17 protein-coding genes and 2 pseudogenes are annotated in these 21432 nt (G+C 70.7%); 13 read left to right on the forward strand and 6 right to left on the reverse strand.

Features of this window, described 5'->3' with window-relative positions; genetic code table 11:
- The first annotated feature begins 6 nt into the window (after positions 1 to 6).
- The 3 genes from OHT21_RS06485 to OHT21_RS06495 all read left to right on the forward strand — a co-directional run bounded on the left by OHT21_RS06485 (position 7) and on the right by OHT21_RS06495 (position 4380).
- Entirely contained in the window at positions 7 to 2295 is a 2289-nt protein-coding gene (locus OHT21_RS06485; RefSeq protein ID WP_328767283.1) for an excinuclease ABC subunit UvrA, read from the forward strand.
- A 122-nt stretch (positions 2296 to 2417) separates the two neighbouring features.
- A complete protein-coding gene (ddaH, locus tag OHT21_RS06490) occupies positions 2418 to 3194 on the forward strand; it encodes a dimethylargininase (RefSeq protein WP_328767284.1) in 777 nt (258 codons plus the stop codon).
- 208 nt (positions 3195 to 3402) lie between these two features.
- Positions 3403 to 4380, forward strand: a complete 978-nt coding sequence (locus OHT21_RS06495) for an acyl-ACP desaturase (protein ID WP_328767285.1) — start codon at positions 3403 to 3405, stop codon at positions 4378 to 4380.
- Between the two features lie 151 nt (positions 4381 to 4531).
- Here the strand turns inward: OHT21_RS06495 and OHT21_RS06500 are convergent, their stop codons facing one another.
- The 3 genes from OHT21_RS06500 to OHT21_RS06510 form a co-directional block, all read right to left on the reverse strand.
- The gene (locus tag OHT21_RS06500) at positions 4532 to 4810 is read right to left on the reverse strand and encodes a hypothetical protein (protein WP_328767286.1); all 279 of its coding nucleotides are present in this window, start codon (positions 4808 to 4810) and stop codon (positions 4532 to 4534) included.
- Between the two features lie 30 nt (positions 4811 to 4840).
- Positions 4841 to 8953, reverse strand: a complete 4113-nt coding sequence (locus tag OHT21_RS06505) for a hypothetical protein (protein ID WP_328767287.1) — start codon at positions 8951 to 8953, stop codon at positions 4841 to 4843.
- Positions 8954 to 9015: 62 nt separating this feature from the next.
- Positions 9016 to 9270 (reverse strand): WhiB family transcriptional regulator, encoded by a 255-nt coding sequence (locus OHT21_RS06510; protein ID WP_328767288.1) that lies wholly within the window; start codon positions 9268 to 9270, stop codon positions 9016 to 9018.
- Positions 9271 to 9465: 195 nt separating this feature from the next.
- Here OHT21_RS06510 and OHT21_RS06515 point away from each other — a divergent pair, with 195 nt between their 5' ends.
- From OHT21_RS06515 to OHT21_RS06535, 5 genes and pseudogenes are all read left to right on the forward strand, one after another.
- Positions 9466 to 10260, forward strand: a complete 795-nt coding sequence (locus tag OHT21_RS06515) for a VOC family protein (protein ID WP_328767289.1) — start codon at positions 9466 to 9468, stop codon at positions 10258 to 10260.
- A 425-nt stretch (positions 10261 to 10685) separates the two neighbouring features.
- Complete coding sequence (locus OHT21_RS06520; RefSeq protein ID WP_328767291.1) at positions 10686 to 11912, forward strand: glycoside hydrolase family 64 protein; 1227 nt, start codon at positions 10686 to 10688, stop codon at positions 11910 to 11912.
- Between the two features lie 309 nt (positions 11913 to 12221).
- On the forward strand, positions 12222 to 12650 hold the full coding sequence (locus OHT21_RS06525; protein ID WP_328767292.1) for a hypothetical protein: 429 nt from the start codon (positions 12222 to 12224) through the stop codon (positions 12648 to 12650).
- A 106-nt stretch (positions 12651 to 12756) separates the two neighbouring features.
- Positions 12757 to 13089: a glyoxalase superfamily protein gene (locus OHT21_RS06530; RefSeq protein WP_328767294.1), complete on the forward strand. Its 333-nt coding sequence runs from the start codon at positions 12757 to 12759 to the stop codon at positions 13087 to 13089.
- Positions 13090 to 13125: 36 nt separating this feature from the next.
- Positions 13126 to 13850: pseudogene (locus tag OHT21_RS06535) on the forward strand (helix-turn-helix domain-containing protein); the annotation flags it as partial.
- Positions 13851 to 13965: 115 nt separating this feature from the next.
- On the opposite strand, the gene OHT21_RS06540 reads toward OHT21_RS06535, so the two are convergent.
- Together OHT21_RS06540 and OHT21_RS06545 are read right to left on the reverse strand one after the other, a co-directional pair.
- On the reverse strand, positions 13966 to 15234 hold the full coding sequence (locus OHT21_RS06540; protein WP_328767296.1) for an MFS transporter: 1269 nt from the start codon (positions 15232 to 15234) through the stop codon (positions 13966 to 13968).
- The gene (locus tag OHT21_RS06545; RefSeq protein WP_328767297.1) at positions 15231 to 16595 is read right to left on the reverse strand and encodes an MBL fold metallo-hydrolase; all 1365 of its coding nucleotides are present in this window, start codon (positions 16593 to 16595) and stop codon (positions 15231 to 15233) included. The genes OHT21_RS06540 and OHT21_RS06545 overlap by 4 nt, the downstream gene beginning before the upstream one ends.
- A gap of 84 nt (positions 16596 to 16679) precedes the next feature.
- Between OHT21_RS06545 and OHT21_RS06550 the strand changes: the two genes are divergently transcribed.
- The 4 genes and pseudogenes from OHT21_RS06550 to OHT21_RS06565 form a co-directional block, all read left to right on the forward strand.
- Positions 16680 to 17348 carry an ArsR/SmtB family transcription factor gene (locus tag OHT21_RS06550; protein ID WP_328767298.1) on the forward strand — a complete coding sequence of 223 codons (669 nt, stop codon included), beginning with the start codon at positions 16680 to 16682 and terminating at the stop codon, positions 17346 to 17348.
- Positions 17345 to 18493 (forward strand): cysteine desulfurase family protein, encoded by a 1149-nt coding sequence (locus OHT21_RS06555; RefSeq protein ID WP_328767299.1) that lies wholly within the window; start codon positions 17345 to 17347, stop codon positions 18491 to 18493. The genes OHT21_RS06550 and OHT21_RS06555 overlap by 4 nt, the downstream gene beginning before the upstream one ends.
- A gap of 79 nt (positions 18494 to 18572) precedes the next feature.
- Positions 18573 to 18875, forward strand: coding sequence for a sulfurtransferase TusA family protein (locus tag OHT21_RS06560; RefSeq protein WP_328767300.1), 303 nt, complete (start codon positions 18573 to 18575; stop codon positions 18873 to 18875).
- Positions 18876 to 19002: 127 nt separating this feature from the next.
- Positions 19003 to 19543 (forward strand): annotated as a pseudogene (locus OHT21_RS06565) (aldo/keto reductase); the annotation flags it as partial.
- A gap of 185 nt (positions 19544 to 19728) precedes the next feature.
- Here OHT21_RS06565 and OHT21_RS06570 read toward each other — a convergent pair.
- The gene (locus tag OHT21_RS06570; protein ID WP_328767301.1) at positions 19729 to 20823 is read right to left on the reverse strand and encodes a LacI family DNA-binding transcriptional regulator; all 1095 of its coding nucleotides are present in this window, start codon (positions 20821 to 20823) and stop codon (positions 19729 to 19731) included.
- Between the two features lie 122 nt (positions 20824 to 20945).
- Here OHT21_RS06570 and OHT21_RS06575 point away from each other — a divergent pair, with 122 nt between their 5' ends.
- Positions 20946 to 21419, forward strand: a complete 474-nt coding sequence (locus OHT21_RS06575; RefSeq protein ID WP_328767302.1) for a diadenosine tetraphosphate hydrolase — start codon at positions 20946 to 20948, stop codon at positions 21417 to 21419.
- Positions 21420 to 21432: the final 13 nt, after the last annotated feature.

Here is a 21432-nt window from a genome sequence, read left to right on the forward strand (position 1 = left end):
GCCGGTATGAGCCAACTGACCACCGGCACACACCATCAGTACATCCAGGTCAAAGGAGCACAGGAGAACAACCTCCGCGACGTCACCCTCCGTATTCCGAAAGGCCGGCTGACCGTCTTCACCGGCGTTTCGGGATCGGGGAAGTCGTCCGTCGTCTTCGACACGATCGCGGTCGAGTCACAGCGGCAGCTGAACGAGACCTTCACCTGGTTCATCCGCAACCGGCTGCCCAAGTACGAGCGGCCGCACGCCGAGGCCATCGACGATCTCTCACCGGCGATCGTCGTCGACCAGCGGCCGGTCGGAGGCCACTCCCGCTCAACCGTGGGCACGATGACGGACGTGTACTCGGTCATCCGGGTGCTGTTCTCGAGGTACGGCACGCCGAGCGCGGGTCCGGCGACCGCGTACTCGTTCAACGATCCGTCGGGCATGTGCCCCGAGTGCGACGGCCTCGGGCGCACGGTCCGGCCCGACTGGGAACGCATCCTGGACCCGGAGCGGTCGATCGCGGACGGCGCGATCCGCTTCCCACCGTTCGCCGTGGGGACCTGGCAGGGGCAGGCGTACCTGAACACCACCGAACTGGACCAGCAGAAGCCGGTGGGCCGATTCACCGCCGCCGAGCGGGAGTTCCTGCTCCGCGGGCGCTCCGGCACCAAGGTCACCATGAACAACTCGGAGGGGAGCTGGAGCACCGACTACGAAGGTCTCGCCGACCGTTTCGAGCGGCTGTACCTCAAGCGGGACCTGTCGGCGCTCAGCCAGAAGACCCGCGATCTGGTGCAGGGTTTCCTGACGGAGGACACCTGCCCGGTGTGCCAGGGGGCACGGCTGAACGTGGCGGCGCTCGCCACCCGCATCGGCGGACTGTCCATCGCCGACTACACCCGGATGCAGGTCAGCGACCTGATCGCGGTGCTCAAGGACATCGATGACCCCGTCGCCGGGCCGATCGCGGGCGCGGCCGTGGCCTCGCTCGAGCGGATCGAAGCGATCGGGCTCGGCTACCTCAGCCTCGACCGGGAGACCGCCACGCTCTCCGGCGGAGAGGGCCAGCGCCTGAAGACGGTGCGGCATCTCGGCTCGAGCCTGACCGGGATGACGTACATCTTCGACGAACCGAGCGTCGGGCTGCACCCGCGCGATGTGGGCCGCCTCGGCGATCTGCTGCTGCGGCTGCGCGACAAGGGGAACACCGTGCTGGTCGTCGAGCACGACCGGGACGTCATCGCCCTCGCCGACCATGTCGTGGACCTGGGTCCCGGGGCGGGAGCGGACGGCGGGCAGGTGGTGTTCGAGGGAACACCGGACGAGCTGGCGGCGGCCGACACCCTCACGGGCCGCTGTCTGCGCCGCCGCACCCAGCTCAAGGAGCCGACCCGGCAGGCCGCCGGCGGGCTGTGGGTGAAGGGCGCGGACCTGCACAATCTGCGGGACGTCACGGTGGAGTTCCCCACCGGGGTACTGACCGTGGTGACCGGTGTCGCGGGCTCCGGGAAGAGCACGCTCGTCTCCCAGGCGTTCACGGCCGCCCACCCGGACACGGTCGTCGTCGACCAGTCCTCCATCGGCATCTCGGCGCGGTCCACGCCGGCGACGTACGTCGGGATCATGGACACCGTACGAAGGATCTTCGCGCGCGAGACAGGCACCGAGCCGGGGCTGTTCAGCTTCAACTCCGAAGGCGCCTGCGGGACTTGCCAAGGGCGCGGGATCAGCTACACGGACCTCGCGTTCATGGACCCGGTGACCACGACCTGCCCCGACTGCGAGGGCCGACGCTTCAAGGACGAGGTACTGCGGCTGACCGTGGGCGGCAACTCCATCGTCGACGTACTGGAGATGACGGCCGATCAGGCCCTGGACTTCTTCACGGACACGGGCGTACGCCGCCGTCTGCGCGCCTTGCGGGACGTCGGGCTCACGTACTTGACGCTGGGTCAGCCCTTGTCCACGCTCTCCGGAGGGGAGCGGCAGCGCATCAAACTCGCGACCCGGTTGCATCAAACGGGCGCGGTCTACGTCCTCGACGAGCCGACCACCGGGCTGCACATGTCGGACGTCGCCGGACTGCTCGCCCTCCTCGACCGGCTGGTCGACAGCGGCAACACCGTCCTGGTGGTCGAGCACAACCTGGAGGTCGTGGCGCACGCCGACTGGGTCATCGACCTCGGACCCGACGGCGGCAAGGACGGCGGACAGGTGATCTTCGAAGGGCCGCCACACCGGCTGCTCGACGCGGAGGGATCGTTCACGGCCGAACACCTGCGGCGGGCGGTCGGCACGGGCTGAGCCGCAGGGGTACGCGGGCCCGGTGGCCGAAGCCATGACCGCGGGGGCTGTCGCCGGACGGGGCACGGGCTGCATGATGTGCGCAGACACCCCCTGCCAACCCTCGATTCGGAGACCCGCGCGTGCCCAGCCAGAAGGCCCTCATCCGCCGACCCAGCCCCCGACTGGCCGAAGGACTGGTCACGTATATCGAGCGGGAACCGGTCGACGCCGAGCTCGCGATGCGGCAGTGGGAGGCGTACGTCGAGGCGCTGGCCGCGCACGGCTGGGAGACCATCGAGGTGGATCCCGAGGACGACTGCCCCGACTCGGTGTTCGTGGAGGACACGGTGGTCGTCTTCCGCAACGTGGCGCTCATCGCCCGCCCCGGCGCCGAGTCGCGGCGCGAGGAGACCGCGGGGGTCGAGGAGGCCGTGGCCCGGCTCGGCTGCTCGGTGAACTGGGTGTGGGAGCCGGGCACGCTCGAGGGCGGCGACGTCCTGAAGATCGGCGACACCGTGTACGTGGGGCGCGGCGGGCGCACCAACGCGGCGGGCATCCACCAGCTGCGGGCCGCCTTCGAACCGCTCGGCGCCCGTGTCGTCGCCGTACCGGTGAGCAAGGTGCTGCATCTGAAGTCGGCGGTCACGGCGCTGCCCGACGGCACGGTCATCGGACACGAGCCGCTGGTGGACACGCCTTCGCTCTTCCCGCGCTTCCTGTCGGTGCCGGAGGCGTCCGGCGCCCATGTCGTACACCTGGGTGGCGGAAAGCTGCTGATGGCGGCGAGCGCGCCCAAGACCGCCGAGTTGTTCGCCGACCTCGGCCATGAACCCGTTCTCGTGGACATCAGCGAGTTCGAGAAGCTCGAGGGCTGTGTGACTTGCCTCTCGGTCCGGGTCCGGGACCTGTATGCCTGACCGGCCGGTCCGGAGTGCCTGTCCCGCCGGGGACCTGCGGGTCCGTGTGCGACACGGCTCGATCTCGAAGATCCCGCTGTTCAGGGGCTGTTCACCCATGTGAGGACCCCTTATAGCGCCCTTAACCTACGGTGTCGTAACCTACGGTCTCGTAGCCTACGATGCCGTAGGTTCGTGCCCTTCGCTCGTACGTCCCCCTGGAGCACCCATGACGATCACTTCCCCTCACCTAGGCAGCCCGTCCTCCACCTGGACCGACGCACGTCTGCTGTACGCGCTGGAGGAAGTTGTCGAGACGGAGCTGAACCGCCACCTCAAGGTGGCCAAGGACTGGATGCCGCACGAGTACGTGCCGTTCAGCGACGGCCGGAATTTCCCGGGCATCTTCGAGGACGGCGAGGCCTGGGAGAAGGAGCAGTCCAAGGTCACCGAGCTCGGCCGCATCGCACTGGTCGTGAACCTCCTGACGGAGGACAACCTCCCCAGCTACCACCACGAGATCGCCAGCCTCTTCGGCCGTGACGGCGCCTGGGGCACCTGGGTGCACCGCTGGACGGCCGAAGAGGGCCGGCACGGCATTGTGATGCGGGACTACCTGCTCACCTCACGCGCGGTGGACCCGGACCAGTTGGAGCAGTTCCGCATGGCCCACATGAGTGAGGGCTTCGAGTCGGACAACCGGCACTCGATGCTGCACTCCGTCGCCTACGTCGCCTTCCAGGAGCTGGCGACCCGCGTCTCGCACCGCAACACCGGCCACCAGTCGGGTGACCCGGTCTGCGACCGCATGCTGGCGCGCATCGCGACCGACGAAAACCTCCACATGGTCTTCTACCGCAACCTGCTGAAGGCGGCCTTCGACCTCGCGCCCGACCTGACGATGCAGGCGGTGCGCGACGTGATCGTGAACTTCCGCATGCCCGGTCACGGGATGCCCGGCTTCGAGCGGGCCGCCGCGCAGATGGCGATCGGCGAGGTCTACAACATGCGTATCCACCACGACGACGTCATCCAGCCCGTGCTGCGCTTCCTGAAGGTCCTGGAGATCGACGGTCTCGGCCCGGAGGGCCTCAAGGCGCAGGAGGAAATCGGCCTGTACATGGGCGGCCTGGACGCGGAGGCGTCCAAGTTCGACGAGAAGCTGGCGGCGCGTAAGGCGAGGATGGCGGCGCGCGGCAAGGCGTAAGCCCGCCCGTACGAGGAGCTCTGCAGGCGCCCGGCCTATCCGCCGGGCGCCTATTCGTGCGCCGTCACACCGCCAGCGCGGCGTCGCGGACGTGGGGCGCCTATTCGTGTGCCGTCACCGCCGCCCGTGCCGCGTCGCGGACGTCTGGCGCCTAATCGTGCGCCGTGACCACCGCCGCCCGTGCCGCGTCGCGCACGCCGGGCGCCCAATCGTGCGCCGTCACCACCGCCCGTGCCGCGCCGCGGACGCCGGGCGCCCAATCGTGCGCCGTCACCACCGCCCGTGCCGCGCCGCGCACGCCGGGCGCCCAATCGTGCGCCGTCACCACCGCCCGTGCCGCGCCGCGCACGCCGGGCGCCCAATCGTGCGCCGTCACCACCGCCCATGCCGCGCCGCGCACGCCGGGCGCCCAATCGTGCGCCGTCACCACCGCCCGTGCCGCGCCGCGGACGTCTGGCGCCTATTCGTGCGCTGTCACCACCGCCAGTGCCGCGTCGCGGACGTCGGGCAGTGCGTGGCGGCGTAGGAGTCGGAGGTGTTCGCGCCAGGGGGCCGGCCAGCCGGTGCGGCTGCCGAGGGCTCCAGTGAGGGCTACGGCGAGGAGGCCCTGAGCGTGACCGCCGTGGGCGGCCAGGCGGCGGGCTACGTGCAGCAGGGCCTCGGGGTCGCCCTCGTGCACCTGGCTGCGCAGGCGGTCGCCGACTTCCTGTGCCATGCGGGCCGCGAGCGCCGGGCGGCCCTCGGTGAGGGCGGCGAGGCCCTCGAGCCGGGCCGGGTCCGCGTCCAAATCCAGGTGGAACGCAGCGATCTCGGCGGCCTGCGGTACGAAGTCGTCGTATCCCGCGAGGAGTTCGCTCGCGGCGAGAGCGGCCGGGCGGATGGGCCGCGGGGCGGATCTGCCGTACAGGCTGAGGCGGAGGACGAGGTTCTCGATACGGCGGCGGGCGGGGCGGTCGCGTTGTTCTTCGGCGTCGTGCAGGGGTTCGATGGGAGGGAGCCCATCCGCGGCGCCATGCAGGGGCTCTACGGGCGGGAACCCGCCCGCGGCGCCGTACAGGGGCATCCCGGCCCGGTCCGAACTCTCGGCGCTGTGCGGGACCTCCGCAGCGGAGGGCGCAGCCGCGGCGTCGTGCAGGGCCGCCCCGGTGGGGGGCGCGCCCCCGGCGTCGTGCGCGGTCTCCACGGCCGCACCGTCGGCGTCATGCAGGACGTCCGCGGTCGGGGGCGCGCCCTGGGCGTCATGCGGGACATCCGAGACCGGGGGCGCGCCCGCGGCGCCGCGCTGTGCAGCCCCGGTGGGGGCCGCACCCCCAGCGCCGCGCGCGGTCTCCACGGCCGCACCCTCGGCGTCATGCGTGACATCCGCGGTCGGGGGCGCACCCCCGGCGCCGCGCCGTGCAGCCCCGGTCGGGGCTGAACCACCAACGCCGCGCGCGGTCTCCACGGCCGCACCCTCGGCGTCATGCGTGACATCCGCGGTCGGGGGCGCACCCCCGGCGCCGCGCCGTGCAGCCCCGGTCGGGGCCGCACCCCCAGCGCCGCGGGCGGTCTCCACGGCCGCACCCTCGGCGTCATGCGTGACATCCGCGGTCGGGGGCGCACCCCCGGCGCCGCGCTGTGCAGCCCCGGTCGGGGCTGAACCACCAACGCCGCGCAGCCCCTCCCCGGTCAGGGCCGAACCACCAACGCCGCGCAGCCCCTCCCCGGTCAGGGCCGCGCCCTCCGCCTCCGCCAGCGTCCGCAACGCTCGTAGCAGGCCCTCGCCGCCCCGTTCCGAGCCCGCCGCGGCCGTCACAAGGCCGTGTGCGGCGGCGTGCCAGGAGTCTCGCTCAGCCAAGTTCGCGGCGGCGTCAGCCAGTACCGTCGGCGCGTCCGGGGACCACGGCGCCCAGCGGGCCAGCGCGTCGAAGGCCACGGCCGCCGTCTCCGGGTCGTCGGTATCGCAGACATCGCGCACCAGGCGGGCATACCGCTCGCGGTGGGGCTCGGAGAGGTCCAGCGGCGAAACGCGCAGAACAGCCGTGCGCAGAACGGGTTCCGCGCCCGCGGCATCGCCCAGCAACCCCCACACCGACTCCTCCGCGAGCAACGGATCCGCGAAGGCGACGCAGGCGGCGCGTACGTCGCGATGGGTGCCCCCGCGTGCGTACGCCTCCGTCAGCAGCTCCGCCGCCTGCGGCACCGGAAGGCGTACGGCGGCCAGGCGGGCGGCCTCCTTGCGGCTGGTCACCTTGACGTCGGGTCCGAGCAGCATGGCGCGGAGCTGCTCGGCGAGGAGGGACGGCGCAGCGTGCCGGGACGCCTGCGTCGCCGCGTACACCGCCACGCGCGCGTGCTCGCCGCCCGCGTGCGCGAGCAGTTCGGGCAGCGCGTCGGCGGGCCGGTCGGTGCGGGCAAGGGCGGCCAGGGCCGCCTCGGCGAGGACGACGTCCTCGGATGCGGTCCAGCGTCGTACGAGATCGGCGCCGATGCCCGGTACGAGCGCGCTCTGCTCGACTGCTGCGGCCCGCTGCCACAGCGGGAGCCCGTCGTCCTCGGCAAGGGCCGCCAATCGCCGAGCCACCGCCTGCTGTTGACGCGGCACCCAGCGCCGTATATCGCGATCCACCCCTACGACCCAGGGGCTGCCCTTGGTCAGGAAGCGGCCGTACGGCGGGGTGTCGGCCAGCAGCGGGTCGAGCAGGTCCGTACGGGACCGGGTGACGATGTCCTGGACCGACTCCAGCGCACCGGCGGACGGTTCCAGTGCGAGGATCCGGGCCGCGCGCTCGCCTCGGGTCGCGGGCGGCTCCAGCCACCGGGCGACGGCCTCGCGTGCGGTCGTGTCGCGGCCGTAGCGGATCGCCTGCCAAAGGAGTTCCTGCAGCTCGTGCATACCCGCGGCGCGACGGCCCACCGCTCGGGTGAGGGCGAAGGCGAGGCTGAAGTCGGACTTCTCGGCACCCGCCTCGATCCAGGGGCGCAGCGCTTCGTACACCTGGTGTTCCTGGCCGCGCCGCAGTGTGTGGTCGAGGCGGCCGAGATCGGCGGCGCCGGTGTTGCCGGAGATCCGCACCAGGGTGCGCAGCGCCCAGTTCACCAACTCCCGCCGCCCGCTTGCCGCGTGCTCACGCAGCACGCCGACGGCGAGCCGACTCAGGTGGGACCGGGTGCCGGACGAGGAGTCGGGGGCCTGGACGGCGTCGACGGCGATGCGGTCGAGGTGCGGCTCCGCGTCCTTCGTGAACAGCGCAGGCCGGACCCTGGCGAGCGCTGCGAGCGCCGCCTCGCGCACCGGGTCCTGCTCGTTGCGCAGCCGTCCCATGTCCTCCAGTACGGCGATGACGGCCTCGGGGTCGCCGGAGCGGTCCGCGTTGCGGATCAGGCACTGCCAAGCCTCGACGCGGTCCTCGGCGGCCGGACGCCGAGTGGCCTCGACGAGCCGTTCGCGGACCTCGGCGACCGGCAGGAAGGACTCGAAGCGCAGAACCCCCATCTCCCAGCCGCCGCCTTCGCGCAGCGTCGCGGCCATCCGCCGGGCCTCGTCGGCGACATGGCTACGGGGCAGCGCTTCGAGCAGGCTCTCGTCGACGGGCGCGACGCCCCGGCCGTCGTAGACCTCCGTGTAGAAGGCGTGCCGCTGAGCGGGGGGCAGCGCTTCGAGGAGCGGGGGAAGGCTGCTGTACGGCACCAATGTCCTGCCGTACGCGACGAGTTCGGGCGCACCGGAGCGGGCCAGCCTGCGCCGTACGGTGGCGCTCATCGAGTAGACGCGGATGGCGCCGGACCAGGTGGGTGTGAGGAGCAGTCGCACGATGCGCTGCGGGTCGGCGGCGGCGAACGCGGGCAGGTGGGCGCGGAGTTGGGGCGGCAGGGTCGCGGGGCCGAGGCGTTCGAGGAGGTCGAGCACGCGGAGCGGTTCGGCGGGGGCGACGGCGGCCACGGCGTCCGCGTAACGGGTCCACCAGGTGCCGCGCATTGCCTCGGGCAGGCTGGTCAACTCCCGTTCTGTCACGTCGAGTAGGGCAGAGGGGTGTCGTTTGGCAAGCTGGCGCCAGCCGGTGACCGCGTGGAACAGTTCGGGCAGCAGGCGGGTGACCGTGTCCGCCGAACAGCCCGGCAGCAACCGGGCCGCCTCGGCGTCGCCCCAGTCGCGACGCAGACCGTCGATCAGCCGGTCGGCGAGCGCGGGGCGCCTCCGACCGACCACGATCGCGCGCAGCAGTCCACGGCGGATGGCCTCGGGCGCGTCGACGAGCGCCGACTCGTAGACGGAGTCGGGGACTTGGAGGCTGTCCGCAACACGCAGGGCGTGGCCCCGGATGTACGGATCGGGGTCGGCGACGTGTGCGGCGATCCAGTCCGTGTCACGGGCGATGGACGCCGCGACGATGGCGATGCCGCGCTCGTAGGGGCCGCGGGTTTCGAGTGCCTCCAGCAGGGGCCGCAGGGGGTGGCGCATGTTCCGTACACGCGTGGCGAGTTCGCGCATGCGTTGCGGGTACGGGAGGGGGTCGAGGGCGTTCAGCAGACTGTCGGCCTCGGCTTCGGCTTCGGCCGCGTCATCGACCTCGTACTGCGGGGTGCTGGGCATGCGCTGGATTCTGCATGCTCATGGCCGCCACGTGGACTGGATTTCGAGAAACGCAGCTTCGCCTACTGCTGGTGCTGGTGCGTCCGTCGCAGGCTGAGGCGTTCCTTCTCGGACAGGCCGCCCCAGACGCCGAACCGTTCATCATTGGCGAGCGCGTACTGGAGGCAGGCGGGCCGCATCTCGCACAGCGCGCAGATGCGCTTCGCCTCACGCACCGAACTGCCCGGCTCGGGAAAGAAGAAGTCGGCCCCGGTCTGCGCGCACAGTGCCTGCTCCTGCCAGGAGAGGTCGGGTGCGGCGGTGCTTTCGAAGTGCATGGCGGTGATGGTGCCGGGCAGCGAAAAACGTTTGCTCAACGTGGGATCAACGGGTGCGGGGGTTCGTTTGCGCTACACAGCGTGACCGCCTGGGGCGGGCCTGCTCAGCCGGCGCTCGCGCCCAGAAGCGATTGTCAGTGGCCGGTGTCAGACTCGCCAGAGCAGGCAAGAGGACCCCTCAAGGAGGAGGGCATCATGCTTACCACCCGTTTCGTCACCGGCGCGCCGAACTGGGTCGACCTCGGCACACCCGACATCGAAGCAGCCCGCTCGTTCTACCGCGCTCTCTTCGGCTGGGACTTCCAGGCCGGAGGACCGGAACTCGGCGGTTACGGCTTCTTCCAGCTCGGCGGGCGGACCATCGCGGGCGGCATGCAGACCACCGAGGAGCAGGGGCCGCCGTCCTGGACCGTCTACTTCCAGTGCGCGGAGGCGGAGGCCACGGCCAAGGCGGCCGAGACGGCCGGCGGCGCTGTGCCGATGGCACCCATGGACGTCATGGACGAGGGCCGGATGGCCATCCTCAGCGACAACGCGGGCGTTACCTTCGGCATCTGGCAGCCGGGTCAGATCAAGGGCGTTGAGGTGGCGGGCGAGCCGGGGTCTTTGTGCTGGGTCGAGCTGTACACCCCGGACGTCCCCGGGGCTGCCGCGTTCTACCACTCGGTGCTGGGCCTGGAGACCTCGGCCGTCTCGTTCCCCAGCGGCACGTACACGTGCGTCAACCCTGCGGGTGCCGGTGAGGACGACATGTTCGGTGGGCTGGTGGCGCTGGCCGACGCTCCTGGGGAGGAGAGTGCGTACTGGCTGCCGTACTTCGAGGTCGCGGACACGGACGGCGTTGTCGCCAAGGCGGAGGAGTTGGGTGGCGTGGTGCGTATGCCTGCGACGAGTGTGGAGGGCGTCGGTCGGATGGCCAAGCTGGCCGACCCGTATGGGGCGCGGTTCGCGGTGATCAAGAGTGAGGCCTCTTCGCCGGGTGCGGATTGAATCTGCGGGTGCGTCGTGGCTGGTGAGCTTTGTGGGCGGGCGGTTCCGGTAGCGCCCCGTTAGGGGCGCGGGGAACTGCGCGACCAGCCACGACGGACCGGCAGCCGCGACACGCAGTGTCACCCACCACCCCCTGGCGGGGGCCTGGGGCGCAGCCCCAGTTTCGGGAAGGGGCGGGATCGGGGAACTGACCAGCCACGACGGCCCCGCAGTCGCCCACGAACCCAACACCCGCCCCCCGAAGGCTGGATCACGGTCGTCCAGACGACAACTTCTGAACGTACGAAGATTTCGAGAGCGCTCTCAGTCATAACCCTTGACGCCTCAACTCCCCCTGGGGACATTGGTGCAGACCGCAGGAGGCAGGCCGATCCCCCACATGCATCGGCCTGCCCGGCAACCCCCCACACCCCAGGAGACCTTCCGTGATCTCACGTAGAACGTTCCTGAGCTCGGCCGCCGTCATCGGAACCGCCGCAAGTTACCCCGTCTGGGGAAGCGCTCTCAGCCCGGGCGCCACGGCCGCCCCGGCGACCTGTGAACTCGCCCTGCAGAACGCCTCGTTGCCAGGCACGGTCCGTGCGTACGTCACCGGGCACGAGCAGTCCACCGGCAACTGGGTGCTGCTGCGAGCCGACGGTGCCGTCTACCGGCCCGAGTCGCCCTCGGCGCCCCAGACCCCGCTGCCGGTCGACTGCGCGATCCCCCTCGGCGCCGCCGGTTCCGCGCCGAAGGTGCTGACGTTGCCTCAGATGTACGGCGCCCGGGTCTACTTCGTACGGGACGACACACTCGACTTCTTCCTCAATCCGGGCCCCGCCCTCGTCGAGCCCGCCTTCGCCACGCCCACCGACGCGAACTACGGCAAGACCTGGTCGTTCTGCGAGTTCACGTTCAACCCTCAGCAGCTGTACGCCAACATCAGTTACGTCGACCTGGTGACGGCGCTGCCCATCGGTCTGACCCTGGAGGGCGACGCCACGCACACCGTTGCCCCGCTGCCCGACGGCGCCGTCGACAAGATCGCCTCCGACCTCGCGGCGCAGGCGGCGAAGGACGGACAGCCCTGGGACAAGCTCGTCATCCGGGGCGATGGCGGTGCCGTACTCCGGGTGATCTCTCCGCAGAACCTGATGGCGCCCTACTTCGACCGCCCCGCCGAAATGCCGTTCCGCGACGTCTGGAACAGCTATATCGACCAGGTCTGGGACAAGTACCGTACGACCGACCTCAAGATCGATCTCCAGGGCGGCCGGGGCGTACTGACCGGCCGGGTCAGCGGCGACACGCTCACCTTCGACGGCGGCCACACCTTCGCCAAGCCCACATCGAAGGACATCTTCACCTGCAACCACGGCCCGTTCACCAACAACCCGAACGACCCAGACGAAAAGAAAGCCCTCCTCGCCCGCCTGGCCGCCGGCTTCAACCGCTCCATCATGCTCACCCACCCCACCCAGCCGAACGGCGCGACGGCAGCCGACTACTACAAGAGCGACATCACGAACCACTGGTCGCGCGTAGTACACGCCAACTCCCCCATCGGCTACGCCTTCCCGTACGACGACGTACGCCCGGACGGCGAGCCGGATGTGTCGGGGGCGGCGCATGACGGCAACCCGCGGAGGTTCACGGTGACGGTGGGTTCTTAGCCCTGTCAGGCGGCGGTCAAGGGGCGCCCCTCTAGGTGCGCGAGGCTGCATCAAATTGCGGCTCCGCCGCGTGGGCGCGACCGCCGCCCCGTAGGGTCGCGGGGCTGTGACAATTGCGGCTCGCGCAAACGCGCCCCGTCAGGGCCCTCGGTACTGGTGGACTCGCCTATTCAACTGTCGCCAGTTCGCCGAGGAGTCCAACCGGCTGGTGACCTTGTGTGATCGCCAGCGGCGTACGGCTCCAGGTCGCTCTGGTCTCCTTCATCGACCACGGCCAGGGGCCTTTGAGTCCGTTGGTGGATTCCGGCGGTGAGCGAGCAACTGTCCAGCGGCGGCATCGAGCTGCCACCCGACGAGATCGAAGCCCTCCACGCCAGGTGGTCTTCCTGCTGGACCTCGAGTGAGGTCGCGCAGCAGTTGGCCGGGATCGGCACGCCCTGGTACGTGGCCGCGGGCTGGGCGCTGGGCCTGTTCCGCGGCAGGCAGACGCGCGCTCATGGGGGCATCGAGATCGCGATTCCGGCCGCGAGCTTTCCCGAGGTTCGCTACCGCTTCCCCGGATACGTCTTCGACACGGCACGCAGTGGCCGGCTCTGGGAGGACGCCACACCGGAGGCGCTGGCCGCCGTACATCAGACTTGGCTCCGCGATCCAGCCACCGGCAACTACCTGCTCGACGTGTTCCGCAAACCGCACGACGGCGTTGTCTCCGCAGATTGGTCGTGTCGCATTACCTGAAATCCGCAGATGAGGGGCACGGGTTTGAGCCTGGTGCTCGCCCGTGTCCCTTACCTAGTGCCACATCAGGCAACGTTCGCCCTGGGCGGTCTGCGACGCTGGCGCCATGGACGAGGAAGTCATCCCCATTCTTCGCGTCGAGGACGCTGCGGCGGCGGTCGCGTGGTACGAGCGACTGGGCTTCGCCAAGCAGTGGGAACACCGCTTCGAACCGGGACTTCCCGCGTTCGTCGAGGTCGCCCGGGGCGGGGTGCGGTTGTTCTTGTCGGAGCACACGGGCGACGCCCGCCCCGACACGTTGGTCTACCTCCGCATTCGTGATGTCGAGGCCATCGCTTCCGAGTTCGGTGTGCAGGCGAAGGACGCTCCGTGGGCGCGTGAGATTGAGCTGCGCGATCCTGACGGCAACCGGCTTCGGATCGGCACGCCGACGGAATGACACTCGTCGGCAGCGCGCGGCAGGGAAGCTGTGCCGGTGGCTGAGCGAGTACGCGTACGCGAGATCGACGACGACGAGGGGCAGCGCCTGCTGCGGATCATCCGCCGGGGCAGCGGGTCGGTGGTGACGTGGCGGCGGGCGCAGATGGTGCTGCTGTCCGCGCAGGGCATGCCCGTGGCGACGATTGCCGAGGTGACGTTCACCAGCGCGGACCGGTCCGGGACGTGATCCACAACTTCAACGCCGACGGCTTCGGCTCCCTCTACCCGAAGTGCAAAGGCGGTCGGCCCAGGACATTCACCCTGCCCGAGCGGCGCGAGATCAAGAAGATCGCCAAGTCCAGGCCGGCCGAGCGCGGCCTGCCGTTCTCGACCTGGAGCCTGGCCAAGCTGGCCGACTTCCTGGTCGCCGAGGGGGTGGTCGACGACATCAGCCACGAGGGCCTTCGTATCCTGCTCCGCGAGGAGGGCGTGTCGTTTCAACGCATAAAGACCTGGAAGACCTCCCGCGATCCCGACTACGCCGCCAAGAAAGCCCGCGTCGAGCACCTCTACGCGATCGCTGACGGCGAGGTCATACCCGAGGACGGCGAACCCGAAGTCGTCCTATGCCTGGACGAGTTCGGCCCGCTCAACCTCCAGCCCCACCCCGGGCGGCAGTGGGCCGAGCGCGGAGGACGGCACAAGGACCCCGACCGCGAGCCGAGGCCCCGCAGACGGGCGACCTACACCCGCCCGCACGGGGTCAGGCACCTGTTCGCCGAGTCCTGAAGCGGCACACGATCAACAGGGCACGGTGCACGCCGAGACGACACGTTCTTGTGTCGCAGCCCGCCCAGCGACAGCAGACCCTGTGTGGCACCCCGTATCCGACACGTCAGGTTCGTGGATGTGTCTCGTACATCCGCAGCGCCACCACCAGGCCGGAGGCGGCGGTGAGGGCGGCGATGGCCCAGATGGCGGTGGTCAGGCTGTAGGCGTCGGCGAGGGCTCCGGCCAGCAGGGCGCCGACGGCGAAGCCGCCGTCACGCCAGAGGCGGTAGACGCCGACGGCGCGGGCACGCCAGGCGGGGTGGGCGACGTCGCCGACGACGGCCAGCAGGGTCGGATAGACCAGCGCGGTGCCGACGCCGAGGAGGACCTGGGCGGTGGCCCAGACGCTGAACGTGGTGCCGGCGGCGACGAGGCCGATCGCGACGGCTTGGAGCAGCATTCCGGCGGTGATCAGATGTTTGCGGCCGATGCGGTCGGACCACCAGCCGGTGAGCATCTGCCCCGCGCCCCAGACGGCCGGGTAGAGGGCGGCGAGGACGCCGATCTGCGCGATGGACAGGCCGTGGGCGGCGAAGAGGAGGGGGAAGAGGCCCCAGGCGAGGGCGTCGTTGAGGTTGTTGACCAGGCCGGCCTGGCTGGCGGCGGACAGGGCCCTGTCACGGAGGCTGGTGAGGCGGGCGATCTGCCTGGTGGTCAGCTCCCCGTCGTGCTCGCTGCCGGCGCGGCTGACGTGGCGGGCTGCTTCGAAGCGGGCATGGTCGCGGGTCTCGCGGACCGCGAGGGTGGACAGGCCCAGGGCCAGTACGACGTAGGCGGCGCCGAGCAGGAAGGGTTCGGGCCGCAGCCCGGCGTGCTCGGCGATGGCGCCGGTGGCCATGGCGGTGGCGGCGACGGCGACGTATCCGGCGGCCTCGTTGAAGCCCATGGCAAGTCCCCGGCGTTCCGGGCCGGCCAGGTCGATCTTCATGATGACGGTGGTGGACCAGGTCAGGCCCTGGTTGACGCCGAGCAGGATGTTGGCGGCGATGATCCAGCCCCAGGTGGGGCCCCAGGCGAGCATGGCGGGCACCGGCAGGGCGATCAGCCATCCGGCGATTAGGACCGGTTTGCGGCCGTAGCGGTCGGACCAGGTGCCGGCGAAGAAGTTGGTGATGGCCTTGGTGGCGCCGAAGGCCAGGATGTAGGTCATGGCCGCGGTGTACGCGGACAGGTGGAAGACGTCGTCGGCCAGCAGCGGCAGGACGGTGCGTTCCTGCCCGAGCATGCCGCCGACCAGGGCGTTGACCACGACGAGCAGGCTGAACTGGGCCAGGTTGGCCCGCAGGCCGAGACGTATTGCGGGGCAGGTCTCGCCGGTGGTGTCGGTGGTCACGCGGTCTCCTCCAGGGCACGGCCGGTGGCCTTGGACCAGTCGGCCGGTCCGCCGTCGAGGACGGCGAGATCCTGATGGCCGGTGCGCTGCAGGAGGCTGGCCGCGGTCATGGCGCGTTCACCGTGGCCGCAGGCCACGACCGGGCGGTGAGGTGTCTCGCCGCTGCGTTCGGTGAGGTCGCCGAGTTCGATGTGGACCGCGCCGGGGATGTGTGCGGCGATGTGTTCGGCCTGCTGGCGGATGTCGAGGACGGGGCGCTCGGCGATCCGGTCGGCGGTGAGCAGCTCGATGCGTTCCTGCTTTCTGCCGCCAGCAGTCCAGGCATCCATGCCGCCGCCGAGGTGTCCCGCCAGCCGCTCGTAGCCGATCTTCAGGGCCTGCCAGGTGAGTTCGGCGAGGTCCTGATCGGGGGTCGTGACGAACACGAGGGGGGTGTCGTCGGGCAGCAGCCAGCCCAGCCAGGTGGCGAACTGGTCCCGCAGCGGGATGGAGACGGCGCCGGGGATGTGCCCTGCGGCGAAGTCCGCCACGGGGCGTACGTCGATGATCTGGGCGCCCTCTCCGATCAGGCGGAGCACCCTGTCCAGGGAGAGCGCAGGGAGAGTCGGGGCCGAGCGGAGAACGGCGGGCCCGTGCCGGTTCACCTCACTGAGGCGGCCGAAGTACGCGGGGTAGGAGCCGAGGCTGTCGAGCAACTGCCGTACGAAGGTGGCCTCGTCCGGTGCGGCGAGCAGGGGGTTGGCCCGCTTCTGTGCGGCGATGGTGGTGGTGCGCTCGGCACCCGGCGGTGCGGAGCAGAACGAGCCGGCGCCGTGCGTGGGCCACACGGCCGTGGTGTCCGGCAGTTCGGCCAGGCGCCGCAGCGAGCGGTACTGGGCGCGGGCCAGCTCTTCCGCGCGGTCGGCGCCGAGCAAGTCCGTGCGGGCGGCCGAACCGACGATCAGGGAACCGCCGGTGAAGACTCCGAGCTCGCGGGCGCCGTCCAGGAGCAGGAAGGACAGGTGCTCATCGGTGTGGCCCGGGGTGGCCAGCGCGCGCAAAGTCAGGCCGCCGAGATCCCTCTCGTCACCGTCGGCGAGCGCGGTGTGCGGGAAGACCCGGTTGCCGGCGGCGGAGGCGAGCACGGCGGCGCCGTCGTCGGCGGCCAGCTGCACCGCACCGGACAGGAAGTCGGCGTGCAGGTGGGTGTCGGCGGCGAAGGCCACCGTGAGACCGCGCCGGTCGGCGGCCGCGCGCAGGGCACGCAGATCACGGCTCGCATCGACGGCCAGGGCCCGTCCGTCGCCGAGGTCGACGAGGTAGGCGCTGTTGCCCAGACCCTCATCGACCAGCGGTATCAAGTGATCGTCGGCGAAGCCCATCGGATCCTCCAGGTGTCACAAAGGTGCGGGTCGCTTCAGCACCCACCCTTAGCTACAATATTCCATGGAATGATGGAGGATGCTATGGGAGACCCCCAGCGCAAAGCCGCGCTGTACGACGCCTTCGCCCGCACCGGCAAGGCACTGAGCAGTGGAAAACGCCTGGAACTGCTCGATCTGCTGGCGCAGGGCGAGCGCACCGTCGACGCGCTCGCCAAGGCAGCGGAGCTGAACCTGACCACTGCCTCAGCGCATCTGCAGACCCTGAAGCAGGCCGGGCTCGTGGCCACCCGCCGCGACGGCGTACGTATCCACTACCGGCTGGCCGGCGACGACGTCGCCGCCCTCTACGCCCTGCTGCGCCAGGTCGCCCAGACTCACCAGACCGCCGTCGAACCGGCCCGCACCGCCTACCTAGGCACGGACGAAGCCGAGGAGGTCAACCGAGAGGACCTCTTGGCGCGCGCCCAGGCGGGCGGGGTCGTCATCCTCGACGTCCGCCCGGCCGAGGAGTACGCCGCCGGCCACATCCCCGGCGCGATCTCCATCCCCGTCGACGAACTCGCCGAACGCGTCGCGGACCTGCCGGAGGATGCCGAGGTGGTCGCCTACTGTCGCGGCGCCTACTGCGTCCTCGCATACGACGCCGTACGTCTGCTGCACGCCCGTGGCCGCAAGGCGGTCCGGCTGACCGACGGGATGCTGGAGTGGCGGCTGGCCGAGCTGCCCGTGGACAGCGGGGCCGCCGCGTGATCCCCGCACTCGAGGGCAGCCCCGTCTACCTGGACTACAACTCCACCACCCCGGTCGACCTGCAGGTCACCGAGGCGATGCGCCCGTACCTGGCCGACTGGTTCGGCAACCCCTCCAGCAGCCACGTCTACGGCGCCGAGCCCCAGCGGGCCCTCGCCCACGCCCGCATCCAGGTCGCCGCACTCATCGGCGCCGACGCGACAGAGATCGTCTTCACCGGCTCCGGCTCCGAGGCCGACAACCTCGCCCTGCGCGGCGTCGTACTCGCCGCCAAGACCGACCGCCCGCATGTGATCACCCAGGTCACCGAGCACCCCGGCATTCTGGAAACCTGCCACGCCCTCGAACGACTCCATCGCACAGAGGTGACGTACCTGCCCGTCGACCGCGACGGCCTGGTCGACCCGGCGGCGCTGGCCGCCGCACTCACCGAGCGCACCGTCCTGGTCTCGGTCATGGCCGCCAACAACGAGACCGGCGCCCTCCAGCCCATCCCCGAACTGGCCCGCATCACCCACGCCCACGGCGCGCTCTTCCACTGCGACGCAGCCCAGGCCGCCGGAAAGATCCCCCTGGACGTACGGGACTTGGGCGTCGACCTCATGACGCTCGTCGGCCACAAGATGTACGCCCCGAAGGGCATCGCCGCCCTGTACGTCCGCCACGGTGTCGCCCTCGAACCGCTGATCTACGGCGGCGGCCAGGAACGCGGCCTGCGCTCCGGCACCGAGAACGTCGCCCTCACCGCCGGCCTGGGTGCCGCCGCCCAACTCGCCGTGCAGGAGCTGGCCGACGGCGGCGCACAGCGCATCGCCGCACTGCGCGACCGACTCCACACCGGCCTGATCGCCCGGCTCCCCGGCCGTATCCATCTGAACGGCCCCGCCGCACCGCGCCTGCCCAACACCCTCAACATCAGCATCGACGGCATCCGCGGTCACGAACTCCTCGACGCCGTACCCGAGATCGCCGCCTCCACCGGCTCGGCCTGCCACAGCGGCGACCACCGGCCCTCCCCGGTACTGAGCGCCATGGGCCTGCCCGAGACCCGCAGTCTCGCCGCGCTCCGCCTGTCCCTCGGCCGCTGGACCACTGCCGACGACATCGACCGGACCGTCGAGCTGCTCGAACGGGCAGCGAACTGATGGCCGCAGAGACGACCGGAAAAAGCATGAAGGGCGAACTGCCCCGCCATCTACGCAGCATCGCCCAGATCCTGCCGCGATGACGACGGCTCCCGTTCCGGCGGCGAACATCACCGTCGATGGCACCGGCCTGCTGTGCGTGACCCTCCTGCTCCGGCTGCGTGATGGCATCCAGCATGCGCAGCCGGGCGCAATCGTCCACATCATCGCCACCGACCCGGCGACCCCACTCGACCTGCCCGCCTGGTGCCACATGACCGGCCACATCTACCTCGGCCCCGTCCCAGCCCACGACCAGCCGGTGTACGCACTGAGACTGGCCGCCGACGCCCGCCCCACCCGCGCCGACACGCCATGGCACCCTGCCGCGGAAAGTCACTGACCTGGTCACGGGGGCCCGAATGAAGACGGGTGCTGGATAGAGCGGCACCGGCGCCATCGTCCTCGGCCTGGACAGCTCGCTCACCGACGCACCAGGCGACTGCCGCTTTGGAATCAGTCGCCGACCGGGGCGCTTCAGGACGGAGCAGCCGCCGTACTCGCTGCTCGCCCGGGGCGTGGAGGTGTCCGTGCTCCCGGTGTGCCGGCGTTACGGGATGGGCGTGCTGACGTGGAGTCCGCTCGCCTCGGGCTTCCTGTCCGGGGCATACCGCAAGGGTCGGCCCATCGACCTGTCCACGGGCCGTGCGGCGCTCGCCCCGGCGCGCTTCGATCCGTCGAATCCCCGAGAACGTCGCCAAGCTGGAAACGGTGGAAAAGCTCGCCCTGCTCGCGGACAGCCTCGGCTGCTCGCTCCCCCAACTCGCCGTGGCCTTTCCCCTCGCACACCCCGCCGTGACCTCGGTCATCATCGGCCCACGGACCATGGATCAGCTGGAAGGCCTGCTGAAGGGCGGCGCACTGACCCTGGACGACGACACGCTCGACCAGATCGACGACATCGTGCCGCCCGGATCCAACCAGTACCACCCCGACGGGGCCTGGCGCGCCCCCGCGCTCGTCGACGTCGCCCAGCGCCGTCGGCCTCTCTCGGAGCGTGCAGCAGGCTGACCTCCGGCCCAGAAATCTCGTGGTTGTCCCCTTAAGAGTCGCGGAGCTGCGACCCTTGCGGCTCGCCAACCGCGCCCCGTAGGGGGCGCGGGGCTGTATCAAATTGCGGCTCCGCCGCGTAGGCACGACCAGCCACAACAGGCTCGCAGCCGCATACTGCCCCGGGCAGACTCGTCCGCGAACCCCTACGCGGACGCGCGCCGCACCAACGTCGTCGGCAGGACAACGCTGGAGGGCGCCCCCACCAAGCCCTCCTGCGAGCCCGCACCAGCGGACCCGACGGCAGCGGACCCGACGGCAGCGGACCCGGCGTTGAGCCCTCGCAAGAGCAACCGAGCCATCAACCGACCCATCTCCTCGATGTCCTGACGGACCGTCGTAAGAGACGGGTCGGTCTGCTCTGCAACGGGCAACATGTCGTCGAACCCGATCAGCGCGACATCCACCGGCACCCGAAGCCCCCGCTCCCGCAACACCCGCAACGCGCCCGAAGCCATCAAGTCGTTCGCGGCGAACACGCCGTCCAAGTCCGGGCAGTCGTCCAGAAGTTGACGCATCGCCCGCTCGCCGCCCGCCGGCGTGAAGTCGCCCTCCGCGATCAGGCGGGGGTCGGCGTCCACCATGACGTCGCGGAAGCCGTCGAGACGGTCGACCGCCGAGGTCTGGTCGAGGGCGCCGGTGATGTGGGCGATGCGGGTACGGCCGAGCGAGACGAGATGGCGTACGGCCTCGCGGGCGCCACCCCGGTTGTCGCTGTCGACGTACACCGGGGACGCGGCGCCGCGCGTCCCCTCGCCCCAGCCGGGCCGCCCGCCGAACACGGTCGGCACGCCGGCGCCGTGGATCAGTCCGGGCAGCGGGTCGTCGAGGTGCAGGGAGAAGACGAGCGCGCCGTCGACATGGCCGCCGGCCAGATAACGGCCCACCCGCGCATGGTCGTCGCGGCCCTCGGTCAGCAGCAGTACGAGCTGGGAGTCGTGCGCGGTCAGTTCCTTGCTGATGCCCCGGAGTTGGAGCGCGAAGAAGGGGTCGGCGAACACCCTGGTCTCGGGTTCCGCGATCACCACGGCGACCGCATCATGCCGCCGGGTGACGAGACTGCGCGCGGCCTGGTTCGGAACGTAACCGAGTTCCTCGACGGCCCGCCTGACCCGCTCGACCAGGGGCTCCCGCACCCCGTCACCACCGTTGACGACCCGCGAAGCAGTAGCCCGGGAAACCCCCGCCCGTGCCGCCACGGCCTCCAACGTGGGGCGCGACGCAGTCGACGACTCGGACACCTCGGAACTCCTCAGGGCAGCGGTTCGCGCTCAGGATAACTCCCGGTCGCCGTACTGCTGAGAGCGCTCCCTGATCCTGGCGGGGCCACATCGAGGGGCCGCGTGGCGGGCAGGGTCCGATCATGGCTGATGACTGGCGGAGCGACCGGATCGGCAGCGCGCTCCGGGGCGGGAACCCCACGGTGCTCCGGAGACTGGCAGCCGGGTTCGCGGTGATCGGGGACGTTCAGTTCCTGCCGGGATACTCGGTGCTCCTCGCGGACGATCCTGCGGTGCAGCGGCTGTCGGAGCTTGCGCGGGGCAAGCGGCTGGCGTTCCTGTCCGACATGGACAGGCTGGGCGAGGCCGTCGAACGCGCCTGCAAGCGGCTGGACCCGGCGTTTCGCCGCGTCAACCTGGAGATTCTCGGGAACGCCGACCCGTTCCTGCATGCACATGTGTGGCCGCGGTTCGACTGGGAGCCGGCCGATCTCGTACGGAGGTCCGTGTGGCTGTATCCGAGAGAGCGGTGGAGCGAGGAGCGGTATGCGCTTGGTCCTCAGCACGACGCCCTGCGCGAGGTGATCGGTGAGGAGCTGGACGGGCTGGCGTCCTGACGCGTTCGGATCG

Origin of the sequence: Streptomyces sp. NBC_00286 (assembly GCF_036173125.1) — a bacterium.
Classification (GTDB): Bacteria; Actinomycetota; Actinomycetes; order Streptomycetales; family Streptomycetaceae; genus Streptomyces.

What these genes read in the sequence shown, in the direction of transcription:
- OHT21_RS06485 (WP_328767283.1), top strand. Translation starts at nt 7, where the DNA reads ATGAGCCAACTGACCACCGGCACACACCATCAGTACATCCAGGTCAAA.
- OHT21_RS06495 (WP_328767285.1), top strand. Translation starts at nt 3,403, where the DNA reads ATGACGATCACTTCCCCTCACCTAGGCAGCCCGTCCTCCACCTGGACC.
- OHT21_RS06505 (WP_328767287.1), bottom strand. Translation starts at nt 8,953, where the DNA reads ATGCCCAGCACCCCGCAGTACGAGGTCGATGACGCGGCCGAAGCCGAA.
- OHT21_RS06510 (WP_328767288.1), bottom strand. Translation starts at nt 9,270, where the DNA reads ATGCACTTCGAAAGCACCGCCGCACCCGACCTCTCCTGGCAGGAGCAG.
- OHT21_RS06515 (WP_328767289.1), top strand. Translation starts at nt 9,466, where the DNA reads ATGCTTACCACCCGTTTCGTCACCGGCGCGCCGAACTGGGTCGACCTC.
- OHT21_RS06530 (WP_328767294.1), top strand. Translation starts at nt 12,757, where the DNA reads ATGGACGAGGAAGTCATCCCCATTCTTCGCGTCGAGGACGCTGCGGCG.
- OHT21_RS06545 (WP_328767297.1), bottom strand. Translation starts at nt 16,595, where the DNA reads ATGGGCTTCGCCGACGATCACTTGATACCGCTGGTCGATGAGGGTCTG.
- OHT21_RS06550 (WP_328767298.1), top strand. Translation starts at nt 16,680, where the DNA reads ATGGGAGACCCCCAGCGCAAAGCCGCGCTGTACGACGCCTTCGCCCGC.
- OHT21_RS06560 (WP_328767300.1), top strand. Translation starts at nt 18,573, where the DNA reads ATGACGACGGCTCCCGTTCCGGCGGCGAACATCACCGTCGATGGCACC.
- OHT21_RS06575 (WP_328767302.1), top strand. Translation starts at nt 20,946, where the DNA reads ATGGCTGATGACTGGCGGAGCGACCGGATCGGCAGCGCGCTCCGGGGC.